The organism is Arthrobacter sp. 05L428 (assembly GCF_056397665.1).
On sequence record NZ_JBFTNW010000003.1, the window covers coordinates 54,911 to 72,558 of the forward strand.

Consider the following 17,648-nt stretch of genomic DNA (forward strand, 5'->3'; position numbering starts at 1 on the left):
GTGGGCATCCCGATCGACCAGACGTGGCTGGAAGTTCTCCTGCTGGCCACCGTCCGGATGACGGCATTCCTGATCGTGGCACCGCCTTTCGCGCACCAGGCCTTCCCCGGGCGGATCAAAGCCATGCTGGGCGTCGGCCTGGGCCTGGCCGTCTCGCAGCGGCTCTCCGCCGGCTACGTCGCCCGCGACACGGCAGGCTTCCTCACCGGAGTGGTCCTGGAACTCGTCACCGGCCTGGTCCTGGGCTTCCTGGTCATGCTGGTCTTCGCGGCGGTCCAGTCCGCCGGCAGCCTGATCGACCTCTTCAGCGGCTTCCAGATGGCCCAGGCCTTCGACCCGCAGATGATGGTCAACGGCGCCCAATTCACCCGGCTGCTGCAGATGGCGGCGCTCGCCCTGCTGTTCTCCTCGGACGGCTACCAGCTCGTCATCGGCGGCCTGACCGGAAGCTTCGCCGCCCTGCCGCTGGCCGGCGGCCTTGACCTGGCCCAGCCGGTCCAGGCCATGACCTCCGCCGTCACCGGCATGTTCCTCGCCGCCGTCCAGATCGCCGGCCCGCTGCTGGTGGTGCTGTTCCTCGCCGACGTCGGGCTCGGCCTGCTGACCCGGGTGGCCCCGGCACTGAATGCCTTCTCGCTGGGCTTCCCGCTCAAGATCATGCTGACCCTCTCGTTGGCAGGATTCCTCTTCCTCGCCCTGCCCAGGATCGTCTCCACCCTCGCCGGGCAGGCCGCCAAGACTGTGCTGGGGGTGGGCTGATGGCGGATTCACAGGAAAAAACCGAACAAGCCACCGACAAACGCATGCGGGAGGTCCGCTCCAAGGGCCAGCTCTCGCGCTCCCAGGACCTCACCGCCTGGCTGGCGGTCGGCGCCGCCGCCGTCATGATCCCCGCGACCGTGCAGCGCGGGGCCAACGCGGCCACGGACCAGCTCTTCAGCGTCCGGGGCGTCATGGCGCAGCCGGATCCGGCAAGGGCCGTGAAGGCCCTCGAGGACGGCCTCGGCGCGCTCGCCGGAATCCTCGGACCGTTGCTAATCGTCGTGCTCCTTGTCGTCCTGGTGGGTTCGGCGCTGCAGGGCGGCATCCACCTGAAGAAGTTCCGCCTGGACTTCGAGAACTTCAAACTGCTCAGCGGGCTGAAGCGCATCTTCGGCACCCAGGCGCTGTGGGGCGGGGTCAAGGCGCTGCTGAAAGCCAGCGTCGTCGGCCTCGTGCTCTACTCCGTCGTTCAGGGGCTCATCCCGGTGCTGCTCACCGCCGGCGGCCTTCCGGTGTCCGGCGTCGTGGCGGCGGCCGGGAGCGGCATCTCCTCCCTGGTCCAGTTCGCCGTCTTCGCCGGCATCGCGCTCGCGGTCGTGGACTTCTTCGTGGTGATGCGCCGGAACCGGAAGAAGACCCGGATGTCCAAGAAGGAAGTCCAGGACGAGAACAAGAGCAGCGAAGGCGATCCGCTGATCCGCTCCCAGCGCCGGGCCCGGCAGCTGTCCATGAGCCGGAACCGCATGATCGCGGCAATCGGGGACGCCGACGTCGTCCTCGTCAACCCCACGCACGTCGCCGTCGCGCTGAAGTACGAGCCCGGAAAGTCGGCCCCGCGGGTGGTGGCCAAGGGTGCCGGCCACGTCGCGTCGCGGATCAGGCAGGAGGCCGAGGCGAAGAACGTGCCCATGGTCCAGGACATCCCGCTCGCCCGGGCGCTGCACGGCGCCTGCGAACTGGGGCAGGAGATCCCGGTGGATTTCTACCACGCCGTGGCCGGGGTGCTGGCCTTCGTCATGTCGCTCAAGGCCCGCGGCGCCGGAGCCGGGCTGCACCGGATGGCCGGAGCCGCGCTATGAGCATCTTCGCGAACATTTTTGGAACCAGCGTCTGTGAAAGGACCGCATCATGAACAACAGGCTCGCCCGGCTGGCGGTGCCGATCGGCATCGTGGGCATCGTGCTGCTGCTGGTGGTTCCCGTGCCCGCCCCGCTGCTGGACTTCCTCATCGTGTGCAACATCCTGCTGGCGCTGCTGGTGCTGCTGACCAGCATGTTCGTGAAGAAGCCGCTGGACTTCTCCGTGTTCCCCTCGCTGCTGCTCGTGGCCACGCTGTTCCGGCTGGGCCTCAACGTTGCCTCCACCCGGCTGGTCCTCGGCAACGGTTACGCCGGCCAGGTCATTGAGGCCTTCGGCAAGGTGACCGTGGGCGGCTCCATGATCATCGGCGCCGTCGTGTTCCTGATTCTGGTGGTTATCCAGTTCGTCGTGGTCACGAAGGGCGCTGAGCGCGTCGCCGAAGTCGGGGCGCGGTTCACCCTGGACGCCATGCCGGGCAAGCAGATGGCGATCGACGCCGACCTCAACGCCGGCCTGATTACCGACACCCAGGCCCGGGAGCGGCGCGCCGAGGTCTCGGCAGAGGCCGACTTCTACGGCGCGATGGACGGCGCCTCGAAGTTCGTCAAGGGTGACGCCATCGCCGGCATCATCATCATCATCATCAACTTCATTGGCGGCATCGCCATCGGCATGCTGCAGCGCGGCATGGAGATCGGCGACGCCCTCAACACCTACGGCCTGCTGACCATGGGTGACGGACTTGTCACCCAGATCCCGGCGCTGCTGATGGCTGTCTCCACCGGCATGATCGTGACGCGGTCCAACGCGGAGGCGGACATGGGCCGGACGGCCTCCACGCAGCTGCTGCAGTCGCCCAACGCCCTGATGATCGCGGGCGTGGCCGCCCTCGCCATGGCCCTCATCCCCGGCATGCCGCCCATTCCGTTCATCCTGGTCGGCGCCGGCATGATCCTGGCTTCGCGCCGCACCGCCGCCGGCCAGCAGCAGGCGGAAAGGGCCCGCGACGCCGAGGCCGCCGCGCTGAACTCCCCGCAGCTGGACCCCAACGAGAAGCTGCTGGAGGACATGCGCGTCCACCCCGTGGAGATCCTGCTGGCCCCCGACCTTGTCGACATGGTCTCCGGCGCCTCCGACGACCTGTTGGCCCGGGTCCGATCGCTGCGGCACAAGATCGCAATGGAACTGGGCCTGGTCATCCCGCCGGTCCGCACCCGGGACAGTGTGGATCTCCCGCCGGCCACCTACGCCATTCGGATCGCCGGGGTGGAGGCCGGCCGCGGCACCGCCCCGGGCGGCCAGATGCTGGCCCTCGGCGACTCACTGGACTCGCTCCCGGGCGTCGCCATGATTGAGCCGGTCTTCGGGCTCGCCGGGAAGTGGATTCCTGCCGAGATGCGGCACAACGCCGAGATGACCGGGGCCACCGTGATCGACCGCGTCTCGGTGCTGGTCACGCACCTGTCCTCCATCGTCACGGGCAATGCTGCCCGGCTGCTCTCCCGCGAGGATGTCCGGGTGCTGACCGAGGGCGTCCGCAAGCAGAGCCCCTCCGCCGTGGACGAACTGACTCCCGCGCTGCTCTCGCTCGCCGAGCTGCAGCGGGTGCTCCAAGGCCTGCTCGACGAGCAGGTCCCCATCAACGACCTGGCCCGCATCTACGAGGCGCTTACCCTCCGGGCCAAGGTTTCCACCGACCCGGAGTCGCTGGTGGAGGCGGCCCGCCAGGCACTCGGTCCGGCGCTGACCGCCAAGTTCATGGAGGGCCCGGTGCTCAACGTGATCATGATCGACCCGCTCCTGGAACAGTCCATGCTGGAGGATATGCGGCCGGCCGAGGGCGGCAGCCAGATCGTGATGGGACAGGACCGGCTCGACGCAGTGCTCCGCTCGGTGCGCAACGCGGTGGACTCCGCGGCCGCCGCCAACCGGCAGGCCGTCCTGGTCTGCGCCCCGGCGCTGCGTCCGGCCATCCACCGGCTTATCGGAGCCCAGCCCGGGTCCGTCCCGGTGCTGTCGTACCGCGAAGTCACTTCCGCCAATGTCCGGATCGAAACTGTAGGAGTCGTGCGCCATGCCGAACCGCTATCGGCTTAAGGGAGCCTCGCTGGAGGAAATCCGCAGCAAGGCCGAGGCCCAGTACGGCCCGTCGGCCCGCATCGTTTCCGCCGAGCGCGTGATCAGTCCCGGCATCGCCGGGCTGTTCGCGGCGAACCGCTACGAGGCCATCGTCGAGGTCCAGCCCAAGCACGACGTCGTCACCGGCGAGGTCGTGCCGGATGCGGACATCCTGTCCGAGGGTGAGATCGTGGAGCGGGTCGCCGCCACATCGGCAGACGCCCCGCGGGACACCGTCCGGGAAGCGCCACGGCGGACGGAGACGCCGCCCGGCACGCGGATCGCCGCGGCCCCCGCCCACCAGCTGCAGGGCGACGCGATCGCCGCCCTGCTGGCCGAAGCCGACGCCGCCGAACTGACCCTGCACCGGACCGGCACCCCAGGGGTCTCGACCGAGTCGCCGGACTTCGCCGAACTGCTGGACCAGCTCGGATCCGGGCTGCGGCCGACGTCGGCCGGAGCGGGACAGCCCGACCCGGACCGGGCGGCACGCCCGGGGAACGGCGCGGGGGAGCGCACCGCACCGGCCCACGACCGCGTGCCGCCGTCGCCGTCCGTGCGAAATGCCGCGCCGGCGCGCGAGCCGGTCCCGGTCCCGCTGAGCGGCACCGGGGACCTGGTGGTGCTGGTCGGCCTCGGCGACGACGCGATGGACACCGCCCTGGCCATGTCCATCGCCGCTGGCGGCGCGGACGTGCGCACCGCCGGAGAATTGAGCGCTTACGGCCACCTGCACCTGGACGGACGCCAGAGCGCGACGGCGGCCCGCGCCCACGCCGTGGAGACCGAGCAGACGGTGCTGGCCGCCTTCGGGCTCGGCAAGGCCCGCAATACCCTGGCGCGGCTGCAGGCGATCTCGGCGCTTTCCCCGGACCAGCTCTGGGTTGTGGTCGACGCCGGGCGCAAGCACGAGGACACCGCCCGCTGGGTGAGCCTGCTGCGGGCCCGGCTCGAGGTGGCCGCGGTGGCCGTGGTGGGCGCAGCGGACACCGGGACGCCCGAAAGCGTGGACGCCCTCGGCCTGCCAGTGGGCTGGATCGATGGCCGGCCGGCGACCCGGCCGGCGCCGTGGGCCGCAGCGTCCGGCCGCGAAGGGTAGATTGAGAGAATGCTGGTACTAACACGCAAGCCGGGCGAACAGATCATGATCGGCGACGGCATCGTCATCACTGTTCTGGAAGGGCGCGGCGACGGCGTCCGGATCGGCATCGAGGCGCCCCGCGGCGTTCCGATCCAGCGGCGGGAAGTAATCGAGGCCATTGCTGCGGCGAACCTGGCGGCAGCTGAAGCAGGCGCCGAATCCGGTCCCGGCACCGAGGACGCGCTGCGCGGCCTGCTGCCCCCGGCGGCCGCCCGCGACTAAAGGCCGTCAGTGCGAGTTCGCGTCGTCGCCTAGGTACTGGGCCATGAGCGGCTGGGTCGCGCGGCGCGTAATGGCAAGGGCACGCTCAATGTTTCCGGCAACCGTCAGCTGTTCGAGGATTCCGGCAGGATCGTTCGGGCCCGTGGGCCGTTGCAGGCTTCGAAGCAGCTCCTCGTTGGCGCGGGCGGCCTCGCCAAGCCGGCCCATCAAGCCGCGCAGTCCGTCCAGGTGCTCCTGCAGGACGGTGGGCCAGGACCCCTGCGGCGCGGCGGCAATCAGTTCAACCAGCGTTGCCTGCGCCGGCAGGCCCCATTCGGCCGCCACCGCCGCGGACTCGACATTGCGGGCCAGCGCTTCGAAGCGCAGCCGGTCCAGGACGGCTTCCACCTCGGAAGCGGTGAAGGTCAGCCAGTGGGTGTTGCCGGCGGCCACGTGCAGGCGCTGGGTTTCCAACCTGAACAGGAGCAGTTCCAACTGCCGCCGTTCCTGCCACAGCGCCGCCGAAAGATCCCCTGCACCCATGGGCCCCATTTCCCCTGCCATCACGGCCAAATTACGGCTTTCCGCATTTTCCGCCAAGCTTTTCCCTGAGGGTACACGCAGATGCCGGATCAGGTGATAGGTTTCGTTCTGGGTGCTGCGCCCGAGCTTCGAACACCGCCTCCCATGGGGGGAGCGCTGGACCGTTTGTGGGTGCGGCTCTCAGGGTTTTAAAGCTCCTGATCCGTCTCATGGGGGGACACACTATTGAATCGCGTGGAACGCAACGAGATGGTCACCCAGCACCTTCCGCTGGTCGGCTATCTCGTCTCAGATTTGTGCTCGAAGGCGTCCCACCTCTCGCGCGATGACCTGGCGTCGGCTGGCGCCGTGGCCTTGATTACCTCGGCCGATTCCTTCGACCCTGACCTTGGCGTGCCCTTCGGCGCCTTCGCGCGCCGCCGCATCCTTGGCGCGTTCGCCGATGAGATGCGCGCCAGCGACTGGGCCACGCGCTCGGCACGCCGCCGGATCAAAGAGACCATGTCCGTCCAGGAAACCTTGGCGGCGGCTCTCGGACGCACGCCCTCGGTTGACGAGATCGCCTCCGCGCTCGGCGTCCAGCAAAGCGTCGTGGAAGCCGCCCTCGCGGACGCGTCGCGCACCCTCACACCGCTCGACGACGCCGTCGTTGACACCCTCGCCGCGGAGACCCTGTCCCCGGAAAGCTCGGTGCTCGCGGACGAACGGCTACAGTACCTCCGTGCCGCCGTGAAGTCGCTGCCGGAACGGATGCGCTACGTCGTCGAGGAGATCTACTTCGGCGACCGGACGGTCAAGGACCTGGCAGCCGAACTGGGCTCCACGCACGCCGCCGTGTCGCAGCAGCGCGCCGAAGCGATCCGCCTCATGCGTGATGGCCTCACCGCCCACTACGCGGACGACCCGGACCAGGGTTTCGAACCGCAGTCCCGGATCACGCCGCGCCGCCGGAACGACTACCTCGCCCAGCTTTCCGAAGCCACCGCCGGGGGGATCACCCGGGCCATCTTCCCGCAGGGACCGATGCTGAACCAGGCCGTCTGAGCCGGTCCCGGGAGGCTTACTAAGCTTACTTAGTAAGCTGATCGTGAAATTGCGCCGCGACCATCGCGTGCCGTCTGCTCGGTGGGGTAGCGTCTGAGGCATAACGCCAAGCCGTTCCTATCAAGGAGGATGCATGAAAGCAACGCCCACCCTGACGAGCAACCTGCAGGCCGTTCTCGTGGACCTGATCGAACTCCATGTGCAGGGCAAGCAGGCGCACTGGAACATTGTGGGGACGAACTTCCGCGACCTTCACCTGCAGCTTGACGAGATCATCGAGGCCGCCCGCGGCTTTGCCGACGACCTGGCCGAGCGTATGCGCGCCCTCCACGCCCTGCCGGACGGCCGCAGCTCCACCGTTTCCAAAACCACCGCACTCGCAGAATTCCCGACCGGCCTGATCAACACCAAGGACGCGATCGACAAGATCGTCGCCGCCCTTGAGGCTGCCGTCGGTACGATGCGCAAGGTGCACGATGAGGTGGACGAGGAAGACCCCACGACCGCCGACCTGCTGCACGCGTTCATTGCCAAGCTCGAGCAGTACGCCTGGATGGTCAACGCCGAAACCATGCGTGCCACCGCCAGCGTCACCACGCCGGACACCAAGAAGTAGCCGCTTCCTTCTACGCGCTTACTTCCACGCGTCCGACGCCGGGTTCCGTCCCGGCGTCGGACGCTTGCCATTTAACGCCTTGCCGGCCGCTGCCATCTGAACAGAGGTGCCCTGCACCTGACGCCTAGTTCGCCGTCGGTACCTTGCGCAGCACGACGGCGGCGAGGGCCGCGGCGCCGGCCATCAGCACCAGCGCGATGGCGGCCGTGATGTGAACGCCGGAGTCGAATGCGGCCCGGGCGGCAGCCATCACGGCCTCGGCCAGCGGAGCCGGGAGGGTATGCGCCAGTTCGGCGGCCCCGGCGAGGGTCTCGCCGGCCTGGGCCGCGGTTTCCGCCGGTGCCATCCCGGCGACGCCGGCGGGCAGCTGCAGGTTGCGCTGGTAGGAGGCGGTCAGGATGGAACCGAGGATGGCGGTGCCGAGCAGGGAGCCCACCTCGTAGCCGGTTTCCGAGATGGCGGACGCTGCGCCCGATTTCGCCGCCGGCGCCGCCCCAAGGATCAGGTCGTTGGAGATGGTCTCGGCCGCGCCGACCCCCAGGCACAGCACCAGCAGGGCGGCCAGCAGCACGCCGGGCCCGGCGCCGTGGTCTCCGAAGGCCACGAGGCCATAACCCGCAGCGCTAAGGAGCAGGCCGCCCGCCACCACGAACCCCGGACGGACCTTGCGGACCAGCGGGACCACGAGCAGCCCGGCGACGACGGTGGCGACGAGCGCCGGGATCATCGCCATGCCGGATTCTGACGGCGACTGCCCCTCGAGCAGCTGCAAATGCTGGGCGAGGAACAAGATGAAACCGTTGTACGAAAACAGGGCCAGGACGTTGGCGGTGATCGCGGTGCTGAAGACCGGGTTGGCGAAGAGGCTGAGGTCCAGCAGCGGAGCAGAGGATGCCGAGGCCGCCAGCCGGCGCTGCCGCCGGACGAAGGCGTACCCCATCAGCAGCCCGATCCCGAGGGCCGCGAGCGGCTCCGGCGCCACGCCGTCGGTCGCCAGGATCTTGATGCCGTAGACCGCCGGACCCATGGCCAGCAGGGACAAGACGATGCTGGGCGCGTCCACCCTGCCCGGGTTGGGGTCCCGCGATTCCGGAATCAGTGCGGGGCCCAGGACCAGCAGGGGCAGGATGATCGGCACGGCGACCAGCAGGACCGCACCCCACCAGAGGTGCTCCACCAGCCAGCCGCCGAAGATCGGGCCCAGCGCGGCGCCGCCGGAGAAGCCCGCGGCCCAGATCGCCACCGCGAGCCGCCGCCGGTTGGGCTCCGGGAAGATATTGCGGATCAGGGACAGCGTGGACGGCATCAGCATGGCGCCGAAGAAGCCCAGGCCGGCCCGTCCCGCGATCAGCCATTCCGCGCTGGGCGCGAAAGCCGTCACCGCGGATACCAGGGCGAAGCCGGTGCTGCCGATGAACAGCAGCCGGCGCCGGCCGATCCTGTCACCGAGGCTGCCCATCGCCACGAGCAGGCCGGCCAGCACCAGCGGATACGCATCGACGATCCACAGCAGCTGCACCCCGGTGGCGTCCAGGCTGCGGGCGATCGCCGGCAGGGCAAAGGTCAGCGCGGTGTTGTCCACGGCTACGAGCAGGACCGGGAACATCAGCAGCGACAAGGCCAGCCAGTCGCGCCAAGGCGCGCGCGGGGCCTGTTCGGTGCGGGTGGCTGCGGACAGGGATGCGGTGCTCATGACGGTTAACTGTACCGTCCAGACGGTACAGTTAAGAAATTCGCGTCACGGCAGGCATGATGGGAGCCATGGCCAGAAAACCCGTAGCCCGTGAAGCCGTCCTCGACGCCTTCGAATCCCTCCTCATTGCGGAGGGGGAGCGCGCCGCGACACTGGACGCGGTCGCCCGGCGGGCCGGCGTCTCCAAAGGCGGACTGCTGTACCACTTCCCAAACAAGGAGGCCATGATCTCGGTGCTGCTTGAGCGCCTGGACCGGCTCCTCGCCGCGGACCTGGCGGCCATGGCCGCGGCACCGGAAGGAGCGGCGGCGTACTTCATCAGATCCTCCGTATGGGCCGATACCCCGCTGGACCGGGTCTTCGTGGCCGCCACCCGGTTGGCCGAGGTGGCCCACGCCGAGACCCTGCGGCGGATGGCCGGGGTCCAGGCGAGCTGGCTGGCGCTCCTTGCCGCTGATGTGGGCCCCGCCATGGCCAAGCCCGTGCTGTACATGGGGGACGGGCTGTACTTCAACGCCATGCTGGCGCGGGGACCCGGCGAGGCGCCGGCCGAGGTGGCCGGCGACGTCGAGAGCCTGCTGGCCGCCGTCGAACGCCTGCGCAGCTAAGGGCGGCTTTAGGCTTGCCGGGCCGTCAGGTCGAGGCCGGCCAGCCGGAGCCCACAGCGTGCCAGGCGCGGTCGATGCCTTCCAGCGTAGAAGCCGGAAGAGGGCCCCGTCCGGCGGCGGTGATATTAGCGCGCAGGTTGGCCAGCTTGGCCGTGCCGGCAATTGCGGTGTCCACGCCGGGCGCGTACACCGTGAAGCGCAGGGCGAACTCGGCCCAGTCCAGGTCTCCTGGGTCGAGCTCCAGGGCCCGCAGCCGTTCCCAATAGAGCTCCGCGTAGTTCCCGGTGGGTCGTTCAGCGAAGCGCCACGGCGCGTTCGCGATCGGGCGCTTGGCGATGACTCCCGGGCCGAGCCGGGGACGGAGAACGTTTCGGAGATTCCACTGGTCGGCTATGTTGACGCTGGTTTCGATGGCACCGAACCGGCCGGAGTCCACAGCGAATGCGAGCGGCGCGTTGTCTCCGCTGTAGCCGGCGACACCGATCTTGCCGGCGGCGACTGCCTGGTCCAGGGTGTCCTGCAGATCGCCACGCCGCAGGATTTCAAGCGGGCATGAGTGCAGATAGAAGACGTCGAGCCGTTCCGACCGGGTCAAGCGCAGGGACTGTTCGATACTCTCCAGCACGCTGCCCGGCGACCAGTCCCGTCGGCCGTTGATCTTGGGCCCACCCTTCGTGGACAATACGAACTCGTCCCGGCGTCCGCCGAGGTGCCGGCCGATGCGCTCTTCGCTCAGCCCGTAACTGGCGGCGGTATCGATCAGCGTGACGCCGAGATCCAATGCCCCGTTGAGCACCTCGGCGGCTTCGGCCTCGGTGACATCACTTTCACCGATCTGGCCGGCGCCGAGCCCCACGATGGAGACTTCCAAACCAGTGTTCCCGAAGGGCCTTCGCTCCAGCATGAATTGTCTCCTTGAGTAGTAATTTGCCCAGTGGCCGCATGCGCCGCCGCCTCTTGGCCACCGCTCTACCGTAACGCTGAAGCGGCCCGGGTACCGGAGTTTGCGGACGTGCCTCCGGCATAGGACAATGGGAGTTGTGACTGCGGTCACGAGCAATTGAATATGCCTTTGATCTGCGGCGGGAGAGTTCTGCAAGTAGGTACAAGCAGGCGCCGTAGGAGCAAACCCTCCCCAGGAATCTCTCAGGCCCATGTACCGCCGCGGCAAGGCAACTCTGGAAAGCAGCAAGTGCGTCACGCGGCGCGCTGTGCTCACCGACGGTGCAAGCGGAGCCTCGCGAAAGCGGCTGCGCGGAAACTCTCAGGTCCAATACAGAGCGGGGAGGAACCCGAATCAATGTGGCGTACCCTGCGCCGCCTTAGTTATGGAGTTCCTTGTGACTGTTACCTCAGCCTCCACGTCCTTCGTTGACCGGCATATCGGCGCCCGGCGCCAGTCCGACGTCGACGCCATGCTGAAGGCTGTCGGCTACGACACCGTCGACGCCTTGGTGGATACCGCCGTCCCGAAGGACATCCGGCAGGACTCCGACCTGGCGCTCGCCGCGGCGCTGAGCGAAGTGGAAGTGCTCGCCGAACTGCGCAAGCTGGCATCGAAGAACAAGACCGCAGTGCAGATGATTGGCCAGGGCTATTACGACACCGTCACCCCGGCCGTGATCCGCCGCAACATCCTCGAGGCACCGGCCTGGTACACCGCGTACACGCCGTACCAGCCCGAAATCTCCCAGGGCCGGCTCGAGGCGCTGTTGAACTTCCAGACCATGGTCCAGGACCTCGTCGGGCTCCCGATCGCCAACGCCTCGCTGCTGGACGAAGCCACGGCCGTCGCCGAGGCCGTGCTGATGATGCGACGGGCCAACAAGAACAAGACGGCCCACGACGGCAAGACCGTCCTCGACGCCGACTGCCTCCCGCAGACCATCGCCATCGTCAAGGGCCGCGCCGAGGCCCTCGGCTTCGAGGTCGAGGTCGCGGACCTGTCCAAGGGCCTGCCCGAGGGCGTCATCAACGGCGTCGTGCTGCAGCAGCCCGGTGCCTCCGGACGCGTGTTCGACCACTCGGACGTCATCGCGGACGCCAAGGAACGCGGCGCGCTCGTCACCGTGGCCGCGGACCTGCTGTCCCTGACCCTGATCACCTCCCCGGGCGAACAGGGCGCGGACATCGCGGTCGGCTCCGCCCAGCGCTTCGGCGTGCCGCTGTTCTTCGGCGGCCCGCACGCCGCGTACATGGCCGTCCAGAAGGGCCTGGAGCGCTCCATGCCCGGCCGCCTCGTGGGCGTCTCCAAGGACAACGCCGGCGTCCCCGCCTACCGGCTGGCGCTGCAGACCCGCGAACAGCACATCCGCCGTGAGAAGGCCACCTCCAACATCTGCACCGCCCAGGCGCTGCTGGCCATCGTGGCCTCCTTCTACGCCGTTTACCACGGCCCGGACGGGCTGAAGGCCATTGCCGAGACCACCCACGGCCACGCCCGGACCATTGCCGCCTCGCTGAAAGCTGCGGGACTGGACGTGCTGCACACCTCGTTCTTCGACACCGTGACCGTCTCCGTGCCGGGCAAGGCCGCGGAATTCATCGCCGCCGCCGACGCCAAGGGCATCAACCTGCGCGCCGTCGACGCCGACACGGTCGGCATCTCCGCCGATGAGGCCACGACGGCGGCGATCGTCGCCGACGTCGTCGCCGCTTTCGGCGCCAGCGTCGCGGATAGTGCCGCAGGCACGGACACTGCGTTTGCCCTGGACTCCGCCGTCGAGCGCACCTCCGACTACCTCCAGCACCCGGTCTTCAACACGCACCGCTCCGAAACCCAGCTGCTGCGCTACATCCGCCGCCTCTCGGACCGGGACCTGGCCCTGGACCGCACCATGATCCCGCTGGGTTCCTGCACCATGAAGCTGAACGCTACGGCCGAAATGGAAGCCATCTCCTGGCCGGAGTTCGCCTCCATCCACCCCTTCGCGCCCGAATCCCAGACCGCCGGCTGGCGCGAACTGATCGAGGACCTCGAAGCCCAGCTGACCGAGATCACCGGCTACGACCAGGTCTCCATCCAGCCGAACGCCGGCTCCCAGGGTGAGCTCGCCGGACTGCTCGCCATTCGCGGCTACCACCTCTCCCGCGGCGACGACCAGCGCAACATCTGCCTCATTCCGGCCTCCGCGCACGGCACGAACGCCGCCTCCGCAGTGCTGGCCGGCATGAAGGTCGTCGTCGTGGCCACCGCCTCCGACGGCACGATCGACCACGCTGACCTGCAGGCCAAGATCGAGCTGCACAAGGACGCCCTCTCGGCGATCATGATCACCTACCCGTCCACGCACGGGGTGTACGACGCCGACGTCCGCGAGGTCTGCGATGCCATCCACGCCGCCGGCGGCCAGGTCTACATTGACGGCGCCAACCTCAACGCACTCGTCGGACTGGCCCAGCCGGGCCAGTTCGGCGGAGACGTCTCGCACCTGAACCTGCACAAGACCTTCTGCATCCCGCACGGCGGCGGCGGACCCGGCGTCGGACCTGTCGCGGCGAAGGCCCACCTGGCCCCGTTCATGCCCGGCAACGCGGCTGATCCGGCCAACGGCGCCGAGGGCACGCCGATCTCCGCCTCCCGCTACGGCTCGGCCGGCGTGCTGCCGATTTCCTGGGCCTACGTGAAGCTGATGGGCGGACAGGGCCTGACCGAGGCCACCAAGTCGGCCCTGCTCGCGGCCAACTACATTGCGGCCCGCCTCAACGATTACTTCCCGGTGCTCTACACCGGCGAGGGCGGCCTGGTGGCCCACGAATGCATCCTGGACCTGCGCGAACTCACGGCCAAGACCGGTGTGACCGCCGAGGACGTCGCCAAGCGCCTCATCGACTACGGTTTCCACGCGCCCACCCTGGCGTTCCCGGTGGCGGGGACCTTGATGGTGGAGCCCACCGAGTCCGAGGACCTCGGCGAGATCGACCGGTTCATCACGGCCATGATCGCCATCCGCGCCGAGATTGACCAGGTGGCCCACGGAGACTTCACCGTGGAGCACAGCCCGCTGCGCAACGCCCCGCACACCGCGGCCGCCGTCATCAGCACCAACTGGGAGCGAAGCTACCCGCGCGAACAGGCCGTCTTCCCGGTGCACACGCTAAAGCAGGACAAGTACTTCCCGCCGGTCGGCCGGATCGATGGGGCCGCGGGCGACCGCAACCTGATCTGCTCATGCCCTCCCCTCGAAGCCTTCGAGGAAGACACAGCAGCCCACTCCGACGACTCCGCCAACTCCGCCTCTAACAACTAGGGACAGCCAACGATGACTGAGAACTACACGGCACTTTACGAAGAGCACAAAAAACTCGGCGCCTCCTTCACGGACTTCGGCGGCTGGCAGATGCCGCTGAAGTACAGCTCCGAACTCGCCGAACACCACGCCGTCCGCAAGTCCGCCGGCCTGTTCGACCTCTCCCACATGGGCGAGGTCTGGGTCACCGGCCCCGACGCCGCCGCCTTCCTGGACTACGCCCTCGTGGGCAAGATTTCCGCCATGGCGGTCGGCAAGGCCAAGTACTCGCTGATCTGCAACGAGGACGGCGGCATCATCGACGACCTCATCACCTACCGCCGCGGTGACGAGAAATTCCTTGTCGTCCCCAACGCCGGCAACGCCAAAGTCGTCGCCGCGGCCCTGGCCGAGCGGGCTGGAAAGTTCGACGTCACGGTCCGGGACGCCTCCGCCGAGACCTCGCTGATCGCGGTCCAGGGCCCCAAAGCGGAAGCCATCCTGCTCCGCCTGGTCCCCGCCGCCCAGCACGAGCTCGTCACCGGCCTGAAGTACTACGCCGCCGTCGACGTCCCGTTCATGGTCAGCGGCGCCAGCCAGGACCTGCTGCTGGCACGCACCGGTTACACCGGTGAGGACGGCTTCGAAATCTTCGTCGCCAACGACGACGCCGCCGCCCTCTGGCAGGCGCTCATCGCCATCGCCGAGGACGGCGAGCTGACGCCCGCCGGCCTGGCCTCCCGCGACTCGCTCCGGCTCGAGGCCGGCATGCCGCTGTACGGCAACGAACTCTCCCTCGAGGGCGACCCGTTCGCCGCCGGGCTCGGCCCCGTCGTCGCGCTGTCCAAGGACGGCGACTTCGTCGGCAAGGCTGCCCTGGCCGCCAAGAAGGAGGCCGGCGCAGGCTCCACCGCCGGGCGCAAACTCGTCGGGCTCAAGGGCCTCGGACGCCGGGCCGGCCGCGGCCACTACCCGGTCCTGAAGGACGGCAACACGGTCGGCGAAGTCACCTCCGGCCAGCCCAGCCCCACTCTGGGCTACCCGGTCGCCATGGCCTACGTCGACGTCGAGTTCACCGAACCCGGCACCGCACTGGACATCGACCTGCGCGGCAAAACCGAGCCGTTCGAAGTTGTCGCACTGCCGTTCTACAAGCGCCAAAAGTAGCCCGTGCCGTGCCGTCCCGGGGCCGTGGCTGGCTCCGGGACCGGCCGTCTGGGTTTTCACGCGTGCTCGCTCGTTTTCCCGCCGTCTCCCTAACCTCGCAAGCTCGGTCAGGGAACCCGGACGGCGATCACTCGCTTAGACGCACGCTTTCGAAAACCCAGCCCGGCCGGCCCCTCGCGGTCAGCTCACCTCCCGTTCCAGTCACCTTGGGAGACGCCTTTGAACGCCAAAGGTGCTGGGGAATGTACCGCCTAGATATCGACGGCCACTGTTTCTTTCCGGGAAACTGTTGGCCCCGAAAACTGAACTGAATAGCGGCGGGTGAGGGGAATCCGGAAGCGTGCGCCTAAGCGAGGAACGAGCGAGCACGCGGAGGAATCGGCTCATCCGCCACCCAACCCAGCCACACTCAACGTGGCCCACGACTTTTCAACGCAAAGGAAAAACACATGGCAAAAGTTGCCCCTGAACTGCAGTACTCCGACGAGCACGAGTGGGTTGCGCGGGACTCCGGCAACGCCGGATCAAACATTGTCTCCATCGGCATCTCCGCGGTCGCCACGGACGCCCTGGGCGACATCGTCTACGTTGACCTGCCCGAGGTCGGCTCCGCGGTGACCGCGGGGGAGACCTGCGGCGAGGTCGAGTCGACCAAGTCCGTCTCGGACCTGTACGCCCCCGTCACGGGCGAGGTCACCGAAATCAACCCCGCCGTCGTCGACGACCCGGCCCTGATCAACAGCGACCCGTACGGCGCCGGCTGGCTCTTCAAGGTCGCCGCCGAATCGGACGGCCCGCTGCTCTCCGCGCAGGATTACGCGTCCAAGAACGGCGGCGAACTGTGAGCGCCGCCGCGGCCGCAGGTACAAACGCCGCGGTATTCGAGCAGGTCGTTTCGCCGAGCCTGGACGCTGAACTGTCTGCGCTGGATCCGGAGATCGCCGCGAAGATCGACGCCGAGCTCAGCCGCCAGCGCGACGGCCTGGAAATGATCGCCTCGGAAAACCACACCGCCAAGGCCGTCATGCAGGCGCAGGGCTCGGTGCTGACCAACAAGTACGCCGAGGGCTACCCGGGCAAGCGCTACTACGGCGGCTGCGAACACGTCGACGTCGTCGAGCAGCTCGCGATCGACCGGGTCAAGGCCCTGTTCGGCGCCGAGTACGCCAACGTCCAGCCGCACTCCGGCGCGCAGGCCAACGCCTCGGTCATGCACGCCCTGATCCGTCCGGGCGACACCATCATGGGCCTGAACCTGGCGCACGGCGGACACCTGACCCACGGCATGAAGATCAACTTCTCCGGCCGGCTGTACAACGTCATCCCGTACCAGGTCCGGGAGGATGACCACCGGATCGACATGGCCGAGGTGGAGCGCCTGGCCCAGGAGCACAAGCCGGCCCTGATCGTCGCCGGCTGGTCCGCCTACGCCCGCCAGCTCGACTTCGCGGAATTCCGCCGGATCGCCGACTCCGTGGGGGCCTACCTGATGGTGGACATGGCCCACTTCGCCGGGCTCGTCGCGGCCGGGCTGCACCCGTCGCCGGTGCCGCACGCGCACGTGACCACCTCCACGACGCACAAGACCCTGGCCGGTCCGCGTGGCGGCATCATCCTCTCCAACGACGCCGACATCGCCAAGAAGATCAACTCGGCAGTGTTCCCGGGCCAGCAGGGCGGCCCGCTGGAGCACGTCATCGCCGGCAAGGCCGTGGCGTTCAAGATCGCCGCCTCGCCCGAGTTCAAGGAACGCCAGGAACGTGTGCTGGCCGGCGCCCGGATCCTCGCCGAGCGCCTGGTCCAGCCGGACGTCACCGCCAAGGGGATCAACGTGATCTCCGGCGGCACCGACGTGCACCTGGTCCTGGTGGACCTGCGCAACTGCGAGCTCAACGGGCAGGAGGCCGAGGACCGCCTCGCGGAAATCGACATCACCGTCAACCGCAACGCCGTTCCGTTCGACCCGCGCCCGCCGATGGTTACCTCGGGGCTGCGGATCGGCACCCCGGCGCTGGCCACCCGCGGCTTCGGCGAGGCCGCCTTTACCGAAGTTGCGGACATCATCGCCGAGGCGCTGACCGCCGACGCCGGCGCGGACCTGTCCGGTCTGCGCTCCCGCGTCGAGGCCCTCGCCGCCGCCCACCCGCTCTACCCCTCGGTTGCTAATCTAGGTTGACCGCTGCGGCTGGCTCCGGGGCCGATCTCTTTCGGGTTGGCTCCGGGCCCGGCGGACCGGACTTTTCACGCGTGCTCGCTCGTCCCTCGCTTAGACGCACGCTTTCGAAAAGCCCGGCTCCGCCGGCCCCTCGTGGGCACCTCGCCCCCGCATTGACGTCTCAACCACATAGTGCCGCTCACGGTGACGGCCCCCGGGGAGGGGGCCGAGCATCCGGCAGCATGCGTCAAAGCGACGAAGGAGCAGCATGCAGAGGATGTCCGTCCCCCT

15 protein-coding genes and 2 riboswitches are annotated in these 17,648 nt (G+C 68.5%); of the genes, 12 read left to right on the forward strand and 3 right to left on the reverse strand.

Annotated elements, in window-relative coordinates; genetic code table 11:
- From AC1DH3_RS08890 to AC1DH3_RS08910, 5 genes are read left to right on the forward strand one after another with little or no spacing between them, the layout of a single operon-like run.
- Positions 1-759: a flagellar biosynthetic protein FliR gene (locus AC1DH3_RS08890; protein WP_476909091.1), complete on the forward strand. Its 759-nt coding sequence runs from the start codon at positions 1-3 to the stop codon at positions 757-759.
- The gene (locus AC1DH3_RS08895) at positions 759-1,841 is read left to right on the forward strand and encodes an EscU/YscU/HrcU family type III secretion system export apparatus switch protein (RefSeq protein ID WP_476909092.1); all 1,083 of its coding nucleotides are present in this window, start codon (positions 759-761) and stop codon (positions 1,839-1,841) included. Before AC1DH3_RS08890 ends, AC1DH3_RS08895 begins: the two co-directional genes overlap by 1 nt.
- Before the next feature lie 49 nt (positions 1,842-1,890).
- Positions 1,891-3,939 (forward strand): flagellar biosynthesis protein FlhA, encoded by a 2,049-nt coding sequence (locus tag AC1DH3_RS08900; RefSeq protein ID WP_476909093.1) that lies wholly within the window; start codon positions 1,891-1,893, stop codon positions 3,937-3,939.
- Positions 3,917-5,059, forward strand: a complete 1,143-nt coding sequence (locus AC1DH3_RS08905) for a hypothetical protein (protein ID WP_476909094.1) — start codon at positions 3,917-3,919, stop codon at positions 5,057-5,059. Before AC1DH3_RS08900 ends, AC1DH3_RS08905 begins: the two co-directional genes overlap by 23 nt.
- Before the next feature lie 9 nt (positions 5,060-5,068).
- Entirely contained in the window at positions 5,069-5,323 is a 255-nt protein-coding gene (locus AC1DH3_RS08910; RefSeq protein ID WP_441418238.1) for a carbon storage regulator, read from the forward strand.
- Between the two features lie 6 nt (positions 5,324-5,329).
- Here the strand turns inward: AC1DH3_RS08910 and flgN are convergent, their stop codons facing one another.
- Entirely contained in the window at positions 5,330-5,866 is a 537-nt protein-coding gene (flgN, locus tag AC1DH3_RS08915) for a flagellar export chaperone FlgN (protein ID WP_476909095.1), read from the reverse strand.
- Between the two features lie 204 nt (positions 5,867-6,070).
- On the opposite strand from flgN, the gene AC1DH3_RS08920 reads away from it, so the two are divergent.
- Positions 6,071-6,889 (forward strand): sigma-70 family RNA polymerase sigma factor, encoded by an 819-nt coding sequence (locus AC1DH3_RS08920; protein ID WP_441418240.1) that lies wholly within the window; start codon positions 6,071-6,073, stop codon positions 6,887-6,889.
- Between the two features lie 133 nt (positions 6,890-7,022).
- A complete protein-coding gene (locus AC1DH3_RS08925; protein ID WP_441418241.1) occupies positions 7,023-7,505 on the forward strand; it encodes a Dps family protein in 483 nt (160 codons plus the stop codon).
- 124 nt (positions 7,506-7,629) lie between these two features.
- On the opposite strand, the gene AC1DH3_RS08930 is transcribed toward AC1DH3_RS08925, so the two are convergent.
- Positions 7,630-9,198, reverse strand: coding sequence for an MFS transporter (locus AC1DH3_RS08930; RefSeq protein WP_476909096.1), 1,569 nt, complete (start codon positions 9,196-9,198; stop codon positions 7,630-7,632).
- Between the two features lie 68 nt (positions 9,199-9,266).
- On the opposite strand from AC1DH3_RS08930, the gene AC1DH3_RS08935 reads away from it, so the two are divergent.
- Entirely contained in the window at positions 9,267-9,806 is a 540-nt protein-coding gene (locus tag AC1DH3_RS08935) for a TetR/AcrR family transcriptional regulator (RefSeq protein WP_441418243.1), read from the forward strand.
- 25 nt (positions 9,807-9,831) lie between these two features.
- Here the strand turns inward: AC1DH3_RS08935 and AC1DH3_RS08940 are convergent, their stop codons facing one another.
- Complete coding sequence (locus AC1DH3_RS08940; protein ID WP_476909097.1) at positions 9,832-10,710, reverse strand: aldo/keto reductase; 879 nt, start codon at positions 10,708-10,710, stop codon at positions 9,832-9,834.
- A 169-nt stretch (positions 10,711-10,879) separates the two neighbouring features.
- Positions 10,880-10,978: riboswitch (glycine riboswitch) on the forward strand.
- A 1-nt stretch (position 10,979) separates the two neighbouring features.
- Positions 10,980-11,095: riboswitch (glycine riboswitch) on the forward strand.
- A gap of 39 nt (positions 11,096-11,134) precedes the next feature.
- Between AC1DH3_RS08940 and gcvP the strand changes: the two genes are divergently transcribed.
- The 4 genes from gcvP to glyA all read left to right on the forward strand — a co-directional run bounded on the left by gcvP (position 11,135) and on the right by glyA (position 17,378).
- Positions 11,135-14,056 (forward strand): aminomethyl-transferring glycine dehydrogenase, encoded by a 2,922-nt coding sequence (gene gcvP / locus AC1DH3_RS08945; RefSeq protein ID WP_476909098.1) that lies wholly within the window; start codon positions 11,135-11,137, stop codon positions 14,054-14,056.
- A 12-nt stretch (positions 14,057-14,068) separates the two neighbouring features.
- A complete protein-coding gene (gene gcvT / locus AC1DH3_RS08950; protein ID WP_476909099.1) occupies positions 14,069-15,202 on the forward strand; it encodes a glycine cleavage system aminomethyltransferase GcvT in 1,134 nt (377 codons plus the stop codon).
- Between the two features lie 449 nt (positions 15,203-15,651).
- Entirely contained in the window at positions 15,652-16,047 is a 396-nt protein-coding gene (gcvH, locus tag AC1DH3_RS08955; RefSeq protein WP_476909100.1) for a glycine cleavage system protein GcvH, read from the forward strand.
- The gene (gene glyA, locus AC1DH3_RS08960; RefSeq protein ID WP_476909101.1) at positions 16,044-17,378 is read left to right on the forward strand and encodes a serine hydroxymethyltransferase; all 1,335 of its coding nucleotides are present in this window, start codon (positions 16,044-16,046) and stop codon (positions 17,376-17,378) included. Before gcvH ends, glyA begins: the two co-directional genes overlap by 4 nt.
- Positions 17,379-17,648: the final 270 nt, after the last annotated feature.

Bases quoted from the DNA above. Each gene is read 5' to 3' on its own strand.
- flgN (WP_476909095.1), bottom strand. From the start codon at position 5,866: ATGGCAGGGGAAATGGGGCCCATGGGTGCAGGGGATCTTTCGGCGGCG.
- gcvT (WP_476909099.1), top strand. From the start codon at position 14,069: ATGACTGAGAACTACACGGCACTTTACGAAGAGCACAAAAAACTCGGC.
- AC1DH3_RS08905 (WP_476909094.1), top strand. From the start codon at position 3,917: ATGCCGAACCGCTATCGGCTTAAGGGAGCCTCGCTGGAGGAAATCCGC.
- AC1DH3_RS08910 (WP_441418238.1), top strand. From the start codon at position 5,069: ATGCTGGTACTAACACGCAAGCCGGGCGAACAGATCATGATCGGCGAC.
- AC1DH3_RS08940 (WP_476909097.1), bottom strand. From the start codon at position 10,710: ATGCTGGAGCGAAGGCCCTTCGGGAACACTGGTTTGGAAGTCTCCATC.
- gcvH (WP_476909100.1), top strand. From the start codon at position 15,652: ATGGCAAAAGTTGCCCCTGAACTGCAGTACTCCGACGAGCACGAGTGG.
- AC1DH3_RS08895 (WP_476909092.1), top strand. From the start codon at position 759: ATGGCGGATTCACAGGAAAAAACCGAACAAGCCACCGACAAACGCATG.
- gcvP (WP_476909098.1), top strand. From the start codon at position 11,135: ATGGAGTTCCTTGTGACTGTTACCTCAGCCTCCACGTCCTTCGTTGAC.
- AC1DH3_RS08930 (WP_476909096.1), bottom strand. From the start codon at position 9,198: ATGAGCACCGCATCCCTGTCCGCAGCCACCCGCACCGAACAGGCCCCG.
- AC1DH3_RS08925 (WP_441418241.1), top strand. From the start codon at position 7,023: ATGAAAGCAACGCCCACCCTGACGAGCAACCTGCAGGCCGTTCTCGTG.
- AC1DH3_RS08900 (WP_476909093.1), top strand. From the start codon at position 1,891: ATGAACAACAGGCTCGCCCGGCTGGCGGTGCCGATCGGCATCGTGGGC.
- AC1DH3_RS08935 (WP_441418243.1), top strand. From the start codon at position 9,267: ATGGCCAGAAAACCCGTAGCCCGTGAAGCCGTCCTCGACGCCTTCGAA.